The following is a 19,464-nucleotide window of genomic DNA, read 5'->3' as shown; positions in this document are numbered from 1 at the left end:
CTAATATGTTAAAGTATTTGGAAAATAAGAGGTGATGGAAATGGTTAAACGCACACTTAGTATCTTTCTTTCACAATTACATCATCATAAACAGTAGTCTTGCTATTTCGATTTAAAAATCGTACATAGGAAGGCTATTTCTCATGAAACCGCATTTGATTAAGTTTTACTACTTAAATCAAGGGCGGTTTTTTATTTTTAAACAGGAGGCTAAAAAAATGAAGAAGATGAATTATCAAAATGTAAAGGGAACACTCGATTATTTGCCAGAAGAGGAAGGAATTAGAAGAACGATCCGCAGAACGATGGAAGATGTATTCATTCAGTATGGCTGCAAGCCGATAGAGACACCAATCCTAAATTATCAAAGCTTGCTTGCTTCTAAATACGCTGGCGGGGCAGAAATATTAGAAGAAATGTATACACTTTCCGATCGGGGGAAAAGAGAGCTGGCGCTGCGCTATGATTTAACGATCCCTTTTGCGAAGGTTGTTGCAATGAATCCAACATTAAAAATGCCTTTTAAACGCTACGAGATTGGCAAAGTTTTTCGTGATGGACCAATAAAGACCGGCCGTTACCGGGAGTTCACACAATGCGATGTGGATATTGTAGGTGTTCAATCGCAAGTGGCCGAAGCAGAGCTCATGATGATGGCATTAGATGTTTTCAGAAGATTAAAGATGGACGTGACGATTCAATATAATAATCGTAAATTATTAGTTGGATTTCTCCGTCAGTTAAATATTACAGGTCAAATGGTAAACCGTGTGATTTTGATTTTAGATAAAATCGAGAAAATTAGTAAAGAAAAAATAAAAGAAGAACTAAGGGAGGCGGGATTAGACCAAGTGGCGATAGATGCTATAGAATCTTTTTTACAAAAGGACTTGGACGGTATTGTAGAGGAGTATCGACAGTTGGCAGAAAAAGAGGAGATTATCAAACAGGGGTTAGAAGAATGGAATGAATTACAAGCATATTTAAAGCAGCTAGAAATTGAGTCATGTTGTTTGTTTAACCCATTTCTTGCGCGAGGGCTTGAAATTTATACAGGAACGATATATGAAATTTTTTTAACAGATAAAAGCGTAAAGTCAAGCATCGGGAGTGGCGGAAGATATGATAACGCGATAGGAGGCCTAATTGGTTCCCAAGAAACTTATGCAACAGTGGGCATTTCTTTTGGGCTGGATGTCATTTTTGCCGCTCTTTCATTAGAGAATAGCTATTTAGAAGCGGAAAGGCTAGACTACTACATTATTCCAATTGGTCGGCCGATGGAAGCTATATCAGCAGCAAAAGCGCTTCGAGACCAAGGTTTTAAAGTGGAATTAGAACTAGGAAAGAAAAAACTGGCAAAAGCTTTAGATAAAGCAAATAAAGAAGGTGTCAAAAAGGTCATTATAATAGGAGAAAACGAGGTAGATGGAAATACGTATAAAGTGAGAGATATGGAAACGGGAGAGGAATGGCTAGAAGCTTTTCAATATTAAGTAGGATGGGGCAGTAGATGGGAGACATTTACTGCCTTTTTATGTTTGTCAGGATTAGAAGCGGTGTCAAAACCCATTTCAAGAAAAAAGGTAAAAGAAAAAACACATCCATATTCCTTTTTCATATAAGTTAAAAAAATTACCTTTCCGGTAGCATAGAAAAGCAAATTCTCTAGAAAACTTTATAACAGATTATTTCCACACAAGAGAAGCATACTACAAAAGAAATAATATTTAATAGTAGATATTCGTTGTAATGTTACTTAAATGATGATAACATAAAGTTATGTAACATTATTGGGAGGCAAACCGATGGAATATGTCGATCCTATAAAAGAAATTGAGAGTATTAATGCGATTAAAGAAGTATTAAGAAAACAATCTCAAAGAGACTTGCTCCTTTTTGTATTAGGTATTAATACAGGAATAAGAGTTAGTGATTTACTCGCATTAAAAGTTCGGGATGTAAGAGATGCGTCGGGAATTAAGGAGTTTTTGTATCTTCGTGATTCAGATGAAGTGAAGGCATACTATTTAAATAGTAAAGTGCATACTGAATTGGAGAAATATTTGCAAGAACATGAATTTGAAGAAGATGAATTTCTTTTTAAGTCTCAGAAGAATAATCAACCGATTACTCGTCAACAGGCCTATCGGATTATAAACAAAGCGGCAAAATTAGTTGGAATTTCTGGGAAGATTGGAATGCATACCTTGAGAAAAACATTCGGCTACCATGCCTATCGAAAGGGGATTGCTATTTCTTTATTGATGCATGTATACAATCACACTTCCCGTTCGGAAACATTAAAATATATAGGCATTGAAAAGCACGAAAAGAGATTAGTTAAAGTGGACGTTAATCTTTAATAAAAAACTCCACCAAGTTTGGTGGAGTATAAATGGCCTATAGATAATCATCATCGTTACTAGCGTTCGTATCGATGTCAACATTCGTTAATTCGTTAACGATGTCCTCATGTACTTGCACTTGCAATGTTTCTTGATCTTTCATAAATTTGAATACACCATTATTGAAATCCGTACCATGTTCTTTAAAGAAAATCCCTTCATACATTACCTGCTTTGTATGATTAAAAATTAGACGGTATCCATTTTGTTCTTTTACTAAATATGCACGTACACCTTTTTCATATTGACCTTCAGGGTTTTTCAAAAAACGAGCGACCGAAATGATATGAAGATCAACAAATGGGATTTCACGTAATAACGAATTAATAATCGAACCTTTTGCAATCTGCTCCCAACGACTTTGCGCTGTTTGACCGAGAACAATTTGGGTGATGTTTTTTTCTCTAGCTACTTCTGCGATTACCTTAGAGATTGGTCTTGATTCCTTGTCTTTAATGATAAACGCATCCGCACTATGACGTTCAGCTAACTCTTTCCATCTAGAAATATAGTTTGACTTTTCTGCATCCAGCTCATCAAACGGTTTGGAATCCACCGTTAGAATATAGAGTGGACAATCAAGCATATTAGCTAATTTACAGCCTCGTTGTATAAGACGTTCACCGTTAGGACCGTAATAAACGCAGACGAGAATACTTTCATCCATGCGTTCTTTTCCATTTATCATGATTTTTTTCACCTCAGGTATAGATGTGAATGATTTACACCATTAATAATAAACTATGTATGACTATAACGTATGCTACTTTATGAGTCAATGGATTTCTTAAATTATCCAAATGAACAAATATATTTATATTCTTTTACTAATAGTAAGGTTAGACATCGTTTCCATTATAAATACCTTTTTGACTTAAGTTCATCAAAATAGAACCAATTTAAAGGAGGGAAATTAAAAATGACTTGGTTACATTTTATGATATTGTTTCCATTTATGTTTGCCTTAATTGTGCCTTTTATTTATAAAAGGCTGACGCCGCGAATTCATACTGGCTGGTTTGTACTATTTGTGCCATTTCTTATTTTTATCTACCTGTTGACGTACATTCCAAAAGTGGCAAAAGGAGAGGTGTTTACTTCTGCGGTTAAATGGATACCAGCCTACGGTATTAACTTTATAACCTATTTAGATGGGCTTAGCTTAGTTTTTGGATTGCTGATTGCTGGGATAGGAAGTTTAGTCATTTTATATTCTATTTTCTATTTATCAAAGCATCGCGAGGCGTTGCATAACTTCTATGTATATTTATTGTTATTTATGGGAGCGATGCTTGGGCTAGTATTGTCTGATAATTATTATGTTTTGTATGTTTTTTGGGAAATTACGAGTGTGTCGTCCTTTCTGTTAATTGCTTATTGGTATGAAAGGGACCGTTCTAGATATGGCGCACAGAAGGCAATGTTGATTACTGTTTTTGGCGGACTTGCGATGCTGGCGGGTTTGATTATGCTTTCTATTATGGCAGATACAACCAGCATAAGAGAAACGCTGCTTCAACTTGATTTAATTCAAGGCCATGCTTTATTTATACCAGCAATGATTCTCATTTTGCTAGGGGCATTTACGAAGTCTGCCCAATTTCCGTTTAGTATTTGGCTTCCTGATGCCATGGAAGCACCGACTCCAATCAGTGCTTATTTACATTCGGCAACGATGGTTAAAGCAGGAATTTATTTAGTTGCTCGTCTAACTCCTATTTTTGGCGGGACGATGGAGTGGTTCTGGATTGTTGTAGGAATAGGCATTTTTACTTTACTATATGGCTCCTTTAATGCCGTGAAGCAGACAGATTTAAAAGCATTATTAGCGTATTCAACCATTAGTCAATTAGGATTAATTATGAGTCTGCTTGGCTTGGGTTCTGCTGCAATGTATAAAGGGTTAGCTGTAGAAGAAGCAGGGCTGTATGCAACAGCGATTTTTGCAGCGATTTTTCACTTAGTAAATCATTCCACCTTTAAGGGCTCTTTATTTATGGTCGTAGGAATAATTGACCATGAAACCGGTACTCGGGATTTGCGGAGACTTGGCGGGCTAATTCACTTAATGCCAGTTTCCTTTACCCTTACTGTAATTGGCGGTTTTTCGATGGCTGGTCTTCCACCATTTAATGGTTTCCTAAGTAAAGAAATGTTCTTTACCGCTGTTGTGCAAGCATCGGAAATGGAAATATTTAAACTTCAGCATATTGGAATTTTTATTCCTATTATAGCTTGGATTGCTAGTGTATTAACGTTTGTTTATTGCATGGTATTAATTTTTAAAACATTTAGAGGGAAAAATAAAGCACCAAAACTAGATAAGGTGGTGCATGAGGCACCGATTGGCTTGTTACTCTCGCCTATCATCCTAGGTGCGCTTGTTATTCTTTTCTTCTTTATTCCAAATGTTGTCTCGAAGTTTTTGCTAAAGCCAGCATTTGCAGCCGTGCTGCCAACACTTGCGCATACGGTCGAGTCGAAAAAAATTAGTGCTTTCCATGGATTTAATACAGAGCTTTGGATGACGATTGGTGTGGTGGGATTAGGCACGATACTATATTTACTTTTACGAAAATGGTATAAGATTTATCGTTTATATCCACAAGCCTTTACATTAAGTAATTTATATAATCTAGGTTTGGAATATCTGGAGAAATTCTCCAAGTCCATTACTGATTTTTATATGACTGGCTTTTTACGTGATTATTTAGTCTATATATTTGGCTTTATCATTTTAATCATTGGGGGATCCTTGTTCCTATTTAATGGTTTTACATTTGATATGTCACATGATTCACCAATTACTATCTTTGATATGGGAATAGTAATTGCAATGATAGTAAGTTCTGTCACGGTGCTGTTCTCCAAATCGAGAATTACATCTATTGTAGCGGTTGGAGCGCTAGGATTTCTTGTTTCATTTTTCTTTGTTCTTTTTAGAGCTCCAGATTTAGCACTTACGCAATTAGTAGTAGAAACGGTAACTACTGTATTATTCTTGCTGTGCTTCTATCATCTGCCGCAATTAAAGAAAGAAATTAGCAGGGTACCTTTTAAAGTGGTTAATGCCATTATTTCGATTGGCATAGGGCTAGTCGTTACACTGATTGCTCTATCTGCAAATGGAACCCATCTATTTGCTTCTATTTCAAGCTATTATGAAAACTCCTATAAACTGGCCGGCGCAAAAAATATCGTTAACGCCATTTTGGTAGATTTCCGTGGTATTGACACGATGTTAGAGATTCTTGTGCTTACAGTGGCAGGTTTGGGCGTTTATACGTTAATAAAGGTAAGACTAGTGGGAGGAGATAAGAATGAAGGAACCAAATGATATTATCATCCGAAGTGTTGCAAAGGTTGCTGTCGTCATTATCCTCACCTTTGCGATCAATCTTTTTGTCTCTGGACACCATTTTCCAGGTGGCGGATTTATTGGCGGTCTTACCTTTGCGGCAGCGATTATACTGCTTTTTCTTACCTTTGATATTGAATCCGTACGAAAGAACCTTCCTGTTGACTTTAAAGTATTAGCGGGAGTTGGCGTGTTAATCGCTGTTTTGACAGGGGTAGGGGGAATGATATTTGGGGAAGCATTTTTAACCCAAGCCTTTGGATACTTTGATCTGCCGATTTTCGGAAAAACAGAGTTGGCGACTGCAGTCCTTTTCGATGTGGGTGTGGCTCTTGCCGTTATCGGGACCGCCATAACAATTATTATGACAATAGGGGATGATCGATAATGGAGACGTTAATGTCTATTCTTGTAGGTGTCTTATTCTCTATCGGAATCTACCTTATTTTAACAAAGACATTATTACGAATTATTTTAGGGACATCTATTCTTGGTCACGGTGTAAACTTGCTTATTATTACAATGGGTGGATTGAATAAGGGAGGGCCACCTCTCTTAGGTATAACCGATCATACTTTTGCAGATTCTCTGCCTCAGGCATTGCTGCTTACGGCCATTGTCATAAACTTTGCAACAACAGCTTTATTTTTAGTACTAAGCTACAGAGCATATAAAGTACTAGGCACCGATGATACAGATTTATTAAGGGGTAATGAGGATGAATAATATTGTCATTTTGCCGATCATCCTTCCTATCGTATTTGCGATGATCATGGTTATTTTTCGAGATAAAGTTATCCTTCATCGGATATTAAGCTTAGTAGCAGTTTTTACTGTTTTTATTGTGGCGTGTGTTTTAATTGATCAAATTAAAACAGACGGGATTCAGTCCATTCAATTAGGAGGATGGGAGGCGCCGTTTGGTGTAAGTATGGTTGCCGATATGTTTGCAGCAATTCTTGTTCTCGTTACGAGTGTTATTGGGTTTTGCTGTTTGCTGTACGCATTTCATTCGATTGGGGAACAATTGGAGAAGTATTATTTTTATCCGTTATTCTTGGTTTTGATAACAGGTGTAAACGGTTCTTTCCTTACAGGAGATATATTTAACCTATTTGTTTGTTTTGAAGTAATGCTTGTTGCTTCATATGTCCTGATTTCATTAGGAGGAACAAGGGTTCAGCTAAGAGAATCGATTAAATATATACTGATAAATATTATTTCATCCTTTCTGTTTCTCGTTGCAATTGCTTATTTATACGCCATTACTGGAACGCTAAATTTTGCTCATTTATCTGTCCGTATTGCAGAGGTTGGTCAAGGCGGGCTTATGACGACGGTAGCAATTTTATTCCTAATTGTATTTAGCTTAAAAGCTGGATTGTTTTTATTCTTCTGGCTACCAGGCTCTTATAGTGCACCACCAACAGCTATTTCTGCTATCTTTGCTGCGCTGTTAACCAAGGTAGGAATGTATGCGATTATTCGAGTGTTTACCTTGATTTTTTATCATGAAGTTCACATTACCCATTTATTAATTGGAATTCTCGCAGCTATTACAATGACCCTTGGAGCAATTGGAGCTGTAGCCTATAGAGATATCTATAAAGTGATGACCTATAATGTGGTTATTGGTGTTGGGTTTATTTTAGCGGGTGTTGCTACGTACTCAACAGTGGGGATGACTGGTTCCATCTACTATTTCATTCATGATATGGTGATTAAGGCACTTATCTTTCTACTGGGAGGCACAATTATTCATCTGACTGGAACAAGTAAATTAGATGAGATGAGTGGATTGATTCGTTTGCACCCGCAATTAGGCTGGATGTTCTTTGTTGCAGCTTTATCCTTATCAGGAATTCCTCCACTAAGTGGATTTTTAGGAAAAATATTTATTACAGAGGGTACCTTTACTGCAGGATATTACTGGTTAGGTGCATTCGGACTGATCAGCAGCTTATTTGTCCTTTATTCTATTATGAAAGTATTTATGGCTGTGTTTTGGGGCTATACCGATTTAACACTAGAACAAGAAAAAGGGACCACGAAGGGATTAATGCTGCCAATAGCTTTCCTTACTTTCTTAACCATTGCATTAGGGATAGGGACAGAAGGGATTCATGAATATGTAGATTTGGCAGTTGAAGGCTTGATGGACCCCAATTATTATGTCAAAGCTGTTTTAAGCAATAATTAAGGGAATTTAAGTAGTAAATAGACAGAAAGGGGTGGTATCCATGCCTATGCAGATATTGATCAACTTATTAATCGGTATCATCTGGATGTTTTTACAGGACACATGGAATGTCTTAACATTTTTCACTGGTTACTTGTTCGGTATACTAGTTTTATTTATCTTGCGTCGCTATTTGCCAACTAAATTTTATTTAGAAACATTTTTTGCGGTCGTAAAGTTATTTTTTGTTTTTATTGAGCAGCTGTTTACCTCAAGTGTTGTTGTGATTAGGCAGATAACAAGGCCAAGATTAAATATTTCCCCAGGAATATTTTCGTTAGAAACGGAATTAGAGGGGGAATTGGAAGTCTCCTTACTAGCTCTATTAATGAATTTAACTCCTGGTTCTGTTGTAGTAGAGGTTACTTCCGATAATAAAAAGTTCTTTATTCATGCAATGGATATCCCTGCACAAAAGGAATCCATTTTTCGTTCAAAGGAAAAATTCGAAATGGCCATAAAGAGGGTGACTCGCTATGATTGATCAATTATTGGTTGGATCGTTAATTTTACTGATTATATCTATTCTTGCAACAATATATCGTCTTATCAAAGGACCGTCAGCACCTGATAGAATACAGGCATTAGATAGTTTAGGAATCAATCTAATTGCAGGAGTAGCGATTTTTTCCGTTCTGCTTCGGAATACAGGTTTTTTTGAGGTGATTTTATTAATTGGAATTTTGTCGTTTATTGGAACGATTGCTTTTGCCCGATATATGGAAAGAGGTGTAGTCATTGAGCGAAAACAATCTGATTGAACTCATATCTGTTCTGCTTATATTCTGTGGCGCTATTTTTTGTTTTCTGAGTTCCCTTGGATTAATAAGACTGCCAGATGTATACACAAGATCTCATGCTGCATCCAAAGGTTCTACTATGGGAGTACTCTTTACCCTTGTTGGCACATTTGTCTTTTTTATTATAGAAGGTGTTTTTAGCATTCGCCTGTTCTTGGGAATTTTCTTTGTTTTTTTAACTTCTCCTGTTGCATCCCATGTCATTGTTCGTTCCGCTTATCGCTCAAAAGTTAAGCTTGCGGATATAACGGTACAAGATGATCTGAATGCTGAAATGGATAAAGAAGGGATAGAAACAGTGGAAGTAATTCATAAATAAAGGGAAAAAAGATATAGAAGGCCAGCGATTTTTAATTGACGAATTTTTGTGGATTCTATATAGTAAGAAAAGATATACCCGTACTGAAACGGGAGAGGTTCATAGCAAATACCCTCTATAAAAAACTATGGATACATGCAATTCACGCCATGTCCATAAAGGACATGGCTTTTTTGTTTGATTCAGCTAGTTTTTCTGCGTAAGGTAAATGCCTCTCTTTTAAGCAGTGTTGGGAAACACCAAACAAGGAGGACTTTTTCATGTCAGGAAGAAAGAACGAAGAAGGATTAACAGATTTAACTTTGTTAGGAAATCAAAATACTCAATATAAAAGTGATTATGCACCAGAGGTATTAGAATCAGTGGATAATCTTCATTCGGATAGAGATTATTTTGTGAAATTTAATTGTCCTGAATTTACAAGTCTTTGCCCAATAACAGGACAGCCTGACTTTGCGACAATGTATATTTCTTATATACCAAATAAGAAAATAGTGGAAAGCAAATCTTTAAAGTTGTATTTATTTAGTTTTCGCAATCATGGAGATTTTCACGAAGATTGTGTCAATATTATTATGAATGATTTAATAAAACTGTTAGATCCAAGATATATTGAAGTATGGGGAAAATTCACTCCAAGAGGCGGAATTTCCATCGACCCATGGTGTAATTATGGAAAACCGGGCACTAAATTTGAAGAGATGGCAGCACATCGATTAATGAACCATGATATGTACCCAGAAAAGGTAGACAATCGATAAGAAAAAACCAGTCAGCGACTCGTTATGTAGAGTAGTTGACTGGTTTTTCTTTTGGATTAATAAGATTATGGCAAAATATTTCCAGCGGCACGATAAATGCTGTACCATTCTTCTCTTGTTAAATAAACGTCACTTGCTTTTATGCAATCAATTAATCGATCTGCATTCATTGTGCCGATTACTGGCTGCATATTGGCAGGGTGACGCAATAACCAGGCAATCGCAATGGTTGTGTTACTTACTTGATATTTGTCTGCAATTTCATCAATTTGTTGATTTAATTCAGGGAATTTATCGTTGCCAAGAAAAACGCCTTCAAAGAAACCAAATTGGAATGGGGACCAAGGCTGAATCGTTATATCATGTAAGCGACAGAAGTCTAATATGCTGCCATCACGGTTAATGGCTGAGTCGTTTTCCATATTGACATTAATCCCATTAGAAATCATATTCGCATTTGTAATACTTAATTGCAATTGGTTAGCCACAATTGGTTGTTTCACATATTTTTGCAATAATTGAATTTGCATTGGATTTTGGTTGGAAACACCAAAATGGCGAACTTTTCCTGATTGCTCCAAAATGTCAAATGCTTCTGCTACTTCTTCTGGTTCCACTAAAGCGTCTGGGCGATGGAGTAGAAGAGTGTCTAAATATTCGGTGTTCAATCTTTGTAAAATACCGTCTACTGATTGCAAAATATGTTCTTTGGAGAAATCGAACATTCCTGTTCTGATCCCGCATTTAGATTGTAGGATAATATTTTCGCGAACAGTTGGTGACATATGTATAGCGTCAGCAAATATTTCCTCACAGTCACCTTTTCCATAAATATCTGCGTGATCAAAGAAGTTAGCACCATGTTCTAAAGCAGTTTGGACAAATCGTTCTGCTTCCTTTTTTTCTAATGAATTAATACGCATACAGCCAACTGCCACTACTGGCACTTCTAAATTACTGCTACCTAGCTTCATAGTTCTCATGATTTCTACTCCTCCTAAACTATATGGAAAGCGCTTTTATTGTTTCCTCATTCATTTTGACATATGAACGGCTTAAACGGCAAATATTATGTACTTTTTATCCCGCACTTAATCCTCCTCATACTGAAGGGAAATGAAGGAAACAAAGTTAGAAATAACTGCCCTGTAAAGATCAAATAAGCGAACTAACCATCAGCAGTATTATGAGGAAAACCAACTGATGAAGGTTTCTTTATAAAAGAAATGAAAGATGTCCTATTTACTATCCCATACAAGTAAACATATAATTATTATAAAAAAAGAAAACGCTTACAAGAAAGGTGGAAATAGAATGAGAGGTTTTATAAGGAAAGCGTTTATTATTGTAATACTTATTTTTTTGTTGTTTCCCTTTGGAAGTGAAAAATTTGTATCAGCGGCTTCTACAAATGGGACGATGATGCAATACTTTGAATGGTATTTACCGAATGATGGAAATCATTGGACAAGACTTCAAAATGATGCTGCAAATCTTTCTAGTAAAGGGGTAACGGCAGTTTGGATCCCTCCAGCATATAAAGGAACAAGTCAAAATGATGTTGGATATGGTGCTTATGATTTATATGATTTAGGGGAGTTTAACCAAAAAGGAACGGTCAGGACTAAATATGGTACAAAAGCCCAATTGAAATCGGCAATCGCTGAATTACATAAACAAAACATACATGTATATGGCGATGTAGTAATGAATCATAAAGGAGGAGCTGACTTTACAGAGACTGTAACTGCAGTTGAAGTAGATCCAAATAATCGAAACCGGGAAACATCCGGCGATTATCAAATATCTGCATGGACAGGCTTTAATTTTCCTGGGAGAGGCAATACGTATTCTCCATTTAAATGGAATTGGTATCACTTCGATGGGACTGATTGGGATGAGAGTAGGAAAATAAATAGAATATATAAATTTCGGGGAACTGGTAAGGCTTGGGATTGGGAAGTCTCAAGTGAGAATGGTAATTATGATTATTTAATGTATGCAGACATTGACTATGAACATCCTGATGTAATCAATGAAATGAAAAAATGGGGAACCTGGTATGCAAAAGAATTAAATTTAGACGGTTTTCGATTAGATGCGGTTAAACATATAAAACATGATTACCTGCGGGACTGGGTAACACATGTAAGAAACCAGACTGGTAAAGAGATGTTTACTGTAGCGGAATATTGGCAGAATGATATTGGGCAGCTAAATAACTATTTAGCAAAGACAAATTATAATCAGTCTGTTTTTGATGCGCCTCTCCATTATCATTTTCATTATGCATCTAATAGCAATGGAAATTATGATATGAGGAATATTCTAAAAGGAACTGTAATGGAAAGCAATCCTAGGCTGGCAGTTACTTTAGTGGAAAACCATGATTCCCAGCCAGGACAATCTTTGGAGTCTGTTGTAAGTACATGGTTTAAGCCCTTAGCCTATGCTTTCATTCTAACAAGAGCTGAAGGATATCCATCTGTTTTTTATGGAGATTACTATGGAACGAAAGGAAATAGTAATTATGAGATTCCTTCTTTAAAAACGCAGTTGGATCCGATTCTAACTGCTCGCAAAAACTATGCATATGGTTTGCAACGTGACTATATTGATCATTGGGATATTATCGGATGGACTAGAGAGGGAGAGGCTGCAAGGGATAAATCAGGACTGGCGACGTTAATAACAGATGGTCCTGGAGGATATAAATGGATGGAAGTAGGAAAACAAAATGCTGGAGAAGTCTGGTACGATATTACAGGGAATAGAAAGGAAACAGTCACTATTAATAATGATGGCTGGGGCCAATTCTATGTAAATGGCGGTTCTGTTTCTATTTATGTACAAAAATAATAATAAAGAGAAGAGTTAGCCAATCTTACTGGAGCAACTCTTCTCTTTTTTCGTTCTCTTAATCCTCCATCGTAGAAAGATCGCCTGTTGGAAGACCAAGCTCCCAAGCTTTCAGTACTCGTCTCATAATCTTCCCACTCCGAGTTTTTGGCAGTTTTTCACAGAATTCGATTTCTCTTGGAGCAGCATGAGCAGCCAAGCCGGTTTTTACAAATAATCTTATCTGCTCTTTTAATTCATCCGTTTGCTCATAGCCATCAACCAATGCAATAAAGGCTTTGATAATTTCCCCTCGAATTGGATCCGGTTTACCGATGACGCCAGCTTCTGCCACTGCTGGAAATTCGATTAATTTACTTTCCACTTCAAATGGTCCAACTCTTTCTCCAGCAGTCATAATAACATCATCAACTCGCCCTTGGAACCAGAAATATCCCTCTTCATCCATATAAGCAGAGTCTCCTGAAACATACCATTCATCATGTTGGAAATAGCTATTAAATTTTTCTTGGTTGTTCCATATTGTATGCATCATCGAAGGCCAGCCTTTTTTTATGGCTAAATTCCCCATTTGGTTTGGCGGCAGAATGTTGCCATTGTCATCTAAAATTACTGCTTCAATTCCCGGTAATGGTTTCCCCATTGAACCTAATTTAATATCCATACATGGTAAATTGCATATTAGTTGAGCACCAGTTTCCGTCATCCACCAAGTGTCATGGATACGATGTCCAAACACATCGTATCCCCATCGAATTACCTCGGGATTCAGTGGTTCGCCAACACTTAATATATGACGTAACGAAGAGAGTGTATATTTTTCTGTTACCTCCTCTCCAGCCGCCATTAGCATTCTAAAGGAGGTAGGAGCACTATACCAAACAGTTACTCCAAAAGTTTCGATCGTTTTATACCATACATCAGGACTAAAGCGACCTCCTGCCACAACATTTGTTGAGCCTGTAAGCCATGGCCCAAAAATTCCGTAGGAGGTACCTGTAACCCAGCCAGGATCAGCTGTGCACCAATATACATCCTCCTCTTGTAAATCTAATACCCATTTTGCCGTTTGATAATGTTGGATCATAGCATTGTGAACATGAAGCACACCTTTAGGCTTTCCTGTTGACCCAGAGGTATAGTGAAGGATTAAACCATCCTTGCGATCGACCCATTCTATGTCTAATTCTGTAGATGCTGTTTGAAAGTAATGAAGGAAATCCTTTGTTTTATCGTCTTCTTGGATATTTTCACCGACAATAAAAATAGTTTCGAGAGCAGGTAATTCTGTATGTGGAATTCTATTTACTAGTTCAGGTGTGGTTATAATTATTTTTGCTTCACTATCATAGAGACGGTCTTTCACCGCATCTTCCATAAAGGCTTCGAACAATGGGCCGACAATGGCACCTAGTTTGATTGCTCCAAGTAAAGCAAAATATAACTCTGGGGAACGAGGCATAAAAATAAACACTCGATCTCCCTTGTTTACATTTCCTACATCCTTTAATACATTTCCAGCTTTATTGGAGAATTTCTTTAAGTCTTTAAATGTGTATGTTTCTTTTCTTGATGGATGAAAATAATGGAGGGCTACTTTATTGGCGCGGTAGTTTTCAGCGTGACGATCAATAGCTTCATAGGCCAAATTAATTTTTCCAGTCTGATGCCATGAAAAATCCTTTTCTGCTTGAACCCATTTGAAATGTTGATACAGCTCCTCATAGTTTTCAAGGTTATGTCTGCCTTTTACAGGTGGAAACGCTTCCAATTTCATTAATACATCCCCCTCATTTCAATATTTTTACAACACCATTATAATAGGTAAACACTATATATACAATTTTAATGTTGTAATTAAATAAATATTCCTACGTTTTAGAAAAATAGGGAGAATGTATGGGATAAAAGATTACTATAAAACTCCATCTTATTAGATATAGTAAATTATCAATAAAATTAGTAAATAAACAAATAAAGATATAACTTGGAACTTAAGAACAGAGTAAAACCTTTTATTAAATTTCTGAGAAGGAAGAGGCTTCTCCTTCCATTCTTCTAAATAATCATTACTTTTTAGAATAACATGATGGAACCGTCTGAAACTGAATGTTACTCCGTCGAAAAAACCGCCCTTAGCAATATACATAAATAGAAAAATAACAATATAAAAGAAAGTTAAATAAAAGACGGCATTAATATAATGAACAAAAGAATATGACGATGAAGAGATAAAAAAAAGAATGAATGTAAGAAAGAGATTTATAAGAAATATAGACCATTTTTTATTTTGCATGAAGTTTCACCTTTTTTAATTAAGTTTTTAATCACGAATAAAAGTATTTTACCTTAACTCTAATTGAAAGTACATTTTTAGAAAAAGGGATAGAAATTCAATATTTCAGAAAACCAGTATTTTCATTTACCTTTTACACTAAAAGTTGTAATAAACCACTGTTATGTGAAACAGCACTCGCTAAAAAATTCTAGTATAATAAAATAATCTGCTAATATATGGAGAAAAAGTATATTGGCATATGGATATATTTTACAATAGTGAGGCCTTTTGAAGTATTTTTCCCCTCTTTTTTGATAATAATTTTTAGAATTTTATCAAAAAAGTAAGCGTTGTCTTTATTGTTTTAATGCAGTATAGTACTGTTTTAGTATAACAATATTTGAAATTATCTCTATATTTAGTCTTTACAACTCTACTAGAATAATAGTATACTCTCTTTAGCTTCTTTTTTAGATGTAATTTACAGAATAATATAACAATGGGGGGTCTTTTTTAATGAAGCGCAAATTTACTTGGCTGCTTTCACTGACGTTAGTGTTAAGTGTATTTTTAGCGGCATGTTCTGGTGGCGACGACAAAGGGTCTAAAGGTTCAGATAAGTCAGCAGAAAATAAAGATGTAGAACAAGTATTAAACTTAATTAACGGAGATGCAATTCCATCCATGGATCCATCAATGGCTACGGATGAATACGGTTTCCAATTCTTAGGAGCTACTATGGAAGGTCTTTATCGTTTAGGTAAAGATGCTAAGGTAGAACCAGGTATTGCAGAATCTCACGAAGTATCTAAAGATGGTTTAACTTGGACATTCAAGTTACGTGAAGATGCTAAATGGTCAAACGGAGATCCTGTAACTGCTAACGATTTTGTTTATGCTTGGCAGCGTGCAGTAAATCCTGACACTGGTTCTGAGTACGGTCCATATATGATGGGTGGCGTAATCAAAAACGCTACAGAAATCAATAAAGGCGAAAAGAAAGTAGAAGAACTAGGAGTTAAAGCAGAAGACGACCATACTTTAGTTGTTGAACTTGCTAACCCAACTGCGTATTTTGAATCATTAACAACATTCGGTACATTCTTACCATTAAATCAAAAATTTGTGGAAGAAAAAGGCGATAAATTCGCGACTAGCTCTGACACTCTTTTATCAAACGGTCCATTTGTTTTAGAAAACTGGGAAAGTACTGCGCAAAAGTGGAATCTTGCTAAAAACGACACATACTGGGATGCAGATACAGTTAAGTTAGAAAAAATCAACTATGTAGTAGTAAAAGACGCTCAAACAATGGTTGACCTATATGAAAAAGGCGAAGTTGACCGTGCTTCATTATCATCAGACTTAGTTGACCAATACTCTTCTCATGAAGACTATACAATTAAAGCTGATAACTCAGTGTTCTATCTAAAAATTAACGAAACAAGAAACAAAGCACTTGCTAATAAAAACATCCGTGCAGCGATCAGCCGTGCGTTTGATAAAGAGTCATTAGTAAACACTATCCTAAACAATGGTTCTTTAGTTGCTAACGGTTTAATTCCAGCTAAATTTACTCCAATGCCAGATGGCAGCGGTGACTTCCGTGAAGTTAGTGGTGATTTAGTAAAATATGATACTGCTGCTGCGAAAGAATTCTGGGAAAAAGGCTTAAAAGAATTAGGTACTAAATCAGTAGAAATCGAATTCCTTGGTGGAGATACAGACGTATCGAAAACAATGAATGAATACTTAGCTAATCAGTTACAAACAAACCTACCAGGTTTAAAAGTAACATTGAAACAAGTACCATTTGAACAACGTTTAGACTTAGATAAAAACCAAGATTATGATCTTCAATTAGCTGGTTGGGGACCTGACTACCTTGATCCATATACATTCTTAAGCCTATGGATTACAGATGGCGGAAACAACAAAATGGGTTACTCAAATCCTGAGTACGATAAGTTGTTAGAAGAAACGACAACAACTCTTGCTACAGACAATGAAGCTCGTTACCAAAACTTCTTAAAAGCTGAAAAAATTCTATTTGATGATGCAGCAATCGCTCCTGTATATCAACGTGCTGGCGCATTCCTATCATCACCAAAAATTCAAGGCTTAATTGATAATCCATTTGGACCAACTTATGAATACAAATGGGTATCTATGGGATCTGCAGAATAATTTTGCTTTTATGAAAAATTCGATGCTATGAAATAAGAGGGAGTGTATGCTTTTATAGCATATACTCTCTTGTATTTTTGAGTAGGAAAATTCTGATTATAGCAAAAATAAATTATTATGCTATAATAAACAAAGAAAATTAGGAGGTGCACAGATGGCTCGATATCTTCTTCGACGTTTATGGTATATGTTCATCACGTTATTCATTATCGCGACAGTCTCCTTCTTCCTGATGAAATTCCTTCCGGGAAGTCCGCTGCAGGCAGAAGATAAGTTAAGTGAAGAACAAAAAACAATCATTTTGGAAAAGTATGGACTGAACGATCCTATTCCAGTTCAGTATGTTCGTTATTTAGGAAACCTTGTGCAAGGGGATTTAGGGGTTTCGTTTAAATTTGATAATACCCCTGTTACAAAAATTTTATCATCAAAAATCGGTCCTTCCGCGCTTCTAGGTGGACAGGCATTAGTGTTAGGAACAGTGCTTGGGATTCTTCTAGGCTTGATAGCTTCGATTTATAGGAATGGTCCAATCGATTACACCTCAACAGTTATTGCCGTACTGGGAACATCGGTTCCTTCGTTCGTATTTGCCGGACTATTACAATATTTCTTTGCAGTAAGATGGGATATACTGCCTGTTGCGCTTTGGGGCGGCTTTGAATATACGATTCTACCAACCATTGCACTTGCAATCTCTCCATTAGCGGTTGCGGCGAGGTTTACAAGAACAGAGATGATTGAGGTATTGCATTCAAATTATATAACGACAGCTCGTGCAAAAGGTGTTACAGAAGCAGGAATTATCTTCAAACATGGATTGCGCAATGCACTGATTCCGCTAGTTACCGTTATAGGTCCAATGGCCGTTGGTTTAATGACAGGATCATTGGTTATAGAGAAAATTTTTGCTATTCCTGGAATTGGGGAGCAATTTGTTACATCTGTTACTGTAAATGATTATCCAACAATTATGGGAACAACCTTAATGTTTGCTTTTGGCTTTGTTATTATAATTTTAATCATTGACCTCCTATATGGATTAATTGATCCGAGAATTAGAATTGCAGGAGGAAAAAAATAAAATGGATAAAAAGAATCTTAATCAAATAGATAAAAATTTATTTAGACCTCTTAAGCAAGAAGAGAATACAAGTGAGAAAATTTCTGCGCCAAGCAGAACATTTGCTCAGGATGCAAGAAGAACGTTATTAAAAAATAAGCCGGCAATTGTCAGTATATTTATAATACTATTAATAATCGTAATGAGTATTATTGGACCACATATGAATGACTACGGAAACGATGGACAGAACCTTTCCCGTGCGAAGCTTCCTCCTAGAATACCAGTTTTAGAGAATGTTTCTTGGTTAGGCTTAGATGGTACATTATCTGGTAGATATGAAGGTACGAATGTAGAGGATGCAACTGCAAAAGCAATGGCTCGATATAAAAGTACAGATGAGTTTGTTGATATCAAAGTTTTAGAGGAAGGCGACGGCACAAGAAATTCTGCTGCCGTTAGAGCAACCTACCATATTTATGAAGCAAAAGATATGGATGATACGTATTTCTGGTTTGGTACGGATACACTGGGCCGTGATCAATGGACAAGACTTTGGGAAGGTACTCGTGTATCGTTAATCATTGCGTTTGTCGCTGCTATACTCGATTTAGTAATCGGTGTAACGTATGGCGGGGTATCTGGATTCTATGGCGGGAGAGTCGATAACGTCTTGCAGCGTATCGCCGAAATATTAGTAGGGATACCAAACTTAGTAATTATTCTATTAATGATGCTGATTCTCCAGCCAGGAATTGTCTCTATTGTTATTGCCTTAGCGATTACAGGATGGATTGGAATGTCTAGGATTGTTCGTGGTGAGGTACTTAAACTTACCAACCAAGAATTTGTACTGGCAGCAAGAACATTAGGAACGACCAATGGTACAATTATTAGAAAACATTTAGTTCCGAATATTACGGGGATAATTATTGTTAATACCATGTTCTCGATTCCTGGAGCTATCTTCTTCGAAGCATTCCTAAGCTTTATCGGACTTGGTATTGTTCCGCCTAATGCTTCATTAGGGGCATTAATTGAACTAGGATTTGCTAATTTACGATTGTACCCATATCTATTAGTTTTCCCAGCGACTGTATTGTCAGTATTAATGATTGCATTCAATATATTAGGTGATGGATTACGTGATGCATTCGATCCTAAAATGCATAAATAAGAGAGTAGGTGTTTA

18 protein-coding genes and 1 riboswitch are annotated in these 19,464 nt (G+C 36.3%); of the genes, 14 read left to right on the top strand and 4 right to left on the bottom strand.

The window, feature by feature from the left end; genetic code table 11:
* The first annotated feature begins 218 nt into the window (after positions 1 to 218).
* Positions 219 to 1,496 (top strand): histidine--tRNA ligase, encoded by a 1,278-nt coding sequence (locus tag NSQ92_RS21765; RefSeq protein WP_047940931.1) that lies wholly within the window; start codon positions 219 to 221, stop codon positions 1,494 to 1,496.
* A 312-nt stretch (positions 1,497 to 1,808) separates the two neighbouring features.
* Positions 1,809 to 2,366 (top strand): tyrosine-type recombinase/integrase, encoded by a 558-nt coding sequence (locus NSQ92_RS21760; RefSeq protein ID WP_047940929.1) that lies wholly within the window; start codon positions 1,809 to 1,811, stop codon positions 2,364 to 2,366.
* Positions 2,367 to 2,403: 37 nt separating this feature from the next.
* Here the strand turns inward: NSQ92_RS21760 and NSQ92_RS21755 are convergent, their stop codons facing one another.
* A complete protein-coding gene (locus tag NSQ92_RS21755) occupies positions 2,404 to 3,096 on the bottom strand; it encodes a universal stress protein (protein WP_047940928.1) in 693 nt (230 codons plus the stop codon).
* Between the two features lie 231 nt (positions 3,097 to 3,327).
* On the opposite strand from NSQ92_RS21755, the gene NSQ92_RS21750 reads away from it, so the two are divergent.
* The 8 genes from NSQ92_RS21750 (at position 3,328) to queF (ending at position 9,885) form a co-directional block, all read left to right on the top strand.
* Positions 3,328 to 5,745 (top strand): Na+/H+ antiporter subunit A, encoded by a 2,418-nt coding sequence (locus NSQ92_RS21750; protein ID WP_095258298.1) that lies wholly within the window; start codon positions 3,328 to 3,330, stop codon positions 5,743 to 5,745.
* Positions 5,729 to 6,154: a Na(+)/H(+) antiporter subunit B gene (locus tag NSQ92_RS21745; protein ID WP_047940926.1), complete on the top strand. Its 426-nt coding sequence runs from the start codon at positions 5,729 to 5,731 to the stop codon at positions 6,152 to 6,154. The genes NSQ92_RS21750 and NSQ92_RS21745 overlap by 17 nt, the downstream gene beginning before the upstream one ends.
* A complete protein-coding gene (locus NSQ92_RS21740) occupies positions 6,154 to 6,492 on the top strand; it encodes a Na(+)/H(+) antiporter subunit C (protein WP_047940925.1) in 339 nt (112 codons plus the stop codon). The genes NSQ92_RS21745 and NSQ92_RS21740 overlap by 1 nt, the downstream gene beginning before the upstream one ends.
* Positions 6,485 to 7,966: a Na+/H+ antiporter subunit D gene (locus NSQ92_RS21735; RefSeq protein ID WP_341153223.1), complete on the top strand. Its 1,482-nt coding sequence runs from the start codon at positions 6,485 to 6,487 to the stop codon at positions 7,964 to 7,966. The genes NSQ92_RS21740 and NSQ92_RS21735 overlap by 8 nt, the downstream gene beginning before the upstream one ends.
* Positions 7,967 to 8,006: 40 nt before the next feature.
* On the top strand, positions 8,007 to 8,489 hold the full coding sequence (locus tag NSQ92_RS21730) for a Na+/H+ antiporter subunit E (RefSeq protein ID WP_047940923.1): 483 nt from the start codon (positions 8,007 to 8,009) through the stop codon (positions 8,487 to 8,489).
* Positions 8,482 to 8,766 (top strand): Na(+)/H(+) antiporter subunit F1, encoded by a 285-nt coding sequence (locus NSQ92_RS21725; RefSeq protein WP_047940922.1) that lies wholly within the window; start codon positions 8,482 to 8,484, stop codon positions 8,764 to 8,766. Before NSQ92_RS21730 ends, NSQ92_RS21725 begins: the two co-directional genes overlap by 8 nt.
* Positions 8,744 to 9,124 carry a monovalent cation/H(+) antiporter subunit G gene (mnhG, locus tag NSQ92_RS21720; protein ID WP_047940921.1) on the top strand — a complete coding sequence of 127 codons (381 nt, stop codon included), beginning with the start codon at positions 8,744 to 8,746 and terminating at the stop codon, positions 9,122 to 9,124. Before NSQ92_RS21725 ends, mnhG begins: the two co-directional genes overlap by 23 nt.
* 88 nt (positions 9,125 to 9,212) lie before the next feature.
* A riboswitch (PreQ1 riboswitch) is annotated at positions 9,213 to 9,259 on the top strand.
* A gap of 125 nt (positions 9,260 to 9,384) precedes the next feature.
* Positions 9,385 to 9,885 carry a preQ(1) synthase gene (queF, locus tag NSQ92_RS21715; protein WP_047940920.1) on the top strand — a complete coding sequence of 167 codons (501 nt, stop codon included), beginning with the start codon at positions 9,385 to 9,387 and terminating at the stop codon, positions 9,883 to 9,885.
* A 65-nt stretch (positions 9,886 to 9,950) separates the two neighbouring features.
* On the opposite strand, the gene NSQ92_RS21710 is transcribed toward queF, so the two are convergent.
* On the bottom strand, positions 9,951 to 10,868 hold the full coding sequence (locus tag NSQ92_RS21710) for an aldo/keto reductase (protein WP_095258297.1): 918 nt from the start codon (positions 10,866 to 10,868) through the stop codon (positions 9,951 to 9,953).
* Between the two features lie 250 nt (positions 10,869 to 11,118).
* Here NSQ92_RS21710 and amyS point away from each other — a divergent pair, with 250 nt between their 5' ends.
* Positions 11,119 to 12,744 carry an alpha-amylase gene (amyS, locus tag NSQ92_RS21705; protein ID WP_341153222.1) on the top strand — a complete coding sequence of 542 codons (1,626 nt, stop codon included), beginning with the start codon at positions 11,119 to 11,121 and terminating at the stop codon, positions 12,742 to 12,744.
* Between the two features lie 58 nt (positions 12,745 to 12,802).
* Here the strand turns inward: amyS and acsA are convergent, their stop codons facing one another.
* Positions 12,803 to 14,521, bottom strand: a complete 1,719-nt coding sequence (gene acsA, locus NSQ92_RS21700; RefSeq protein ID WP_341153221.1) for an acetate--CoA ligase — start codon at positions 14,519 to 14,521, stop codon at positions 12,803 to 12,805.
* Between the two features lie 156 nt (positions 14,522 to 14,677).
* Complete coding sequence (locus NSQ92_RS21695) at positions 14,678 to 15,040, bottom strand: DUF3899 domain-containing protein (protein ID WP_095321964.1); 363 nt, start codon at positions 15,038 to 15,040, stop codon at positions 14,678 to 14,680.
* 498 nt (positions 15,041 to 15,538) lie between these two features.
* Between NSQ92_RS21695 and NSQ92_RS21690 the strand changes: the two genes are divergently transcribed.
* From NSQ92_RS21690 to opp3C, 3 genes are all read left to right on the top strand, one after another.
* A complete protein-coding gene (locus NSQ92_RS21690; protein ID WP_341153220.1) occupies positions 15,539 to 17,209 on the top strand; it encodes a peptide ABC transporter substrate-binding protein in 1,671 nt (556 codons plus the stop codon).
* A 154-nt stretch (positions 17,210 to 17,363) separates the two neighbouring features.
* On the top strand, positions 17,364 to 18,293 hold the full coding sequence (gene opp3b, locus NSQ92_RS21685; protein ID WP_047940914.1) for an oligopeptide ABC transporter permease: 930 nt from the start codon (positions 17,364 to 17,366) through the stop codon (positions 18,291 to 18,293).
* A gap of 1 nt (position 18,294) precedes the next feature.
* Positions 18,295 to 19,449 carry an oligopeptide ABC transporter permease gene (gene opp3C / locus NSQ92_RS21680; protein ID WP_341116841.1) on the top strand — a complete coding sequence of 385 codons (1,155 nt, stop codon included), beginning with the start codon at positions 18,295 to 18,297 and terminating at the stop codon, positions 19,447 to 19,449.
* Positions 19,450 to 19,464 lie beyond the last annotated feature (15 nt).

Origin of the sequence: Niallia sp. FSL M8-0099, from assembly GCF_038006945.1 — a bacterium.
GTDB classification, from domain to species: domain Bacteria; phylum Bacillota; class Bacilli; order Bacillales; family Cytobacillaceae; genus Niallia; species Niallia circulans.
The sequence above is the reverse complement of the archived record's forward strand: the minus strand, read 5'-3'. Positions and strand labels throughout refer to the sequence as shown.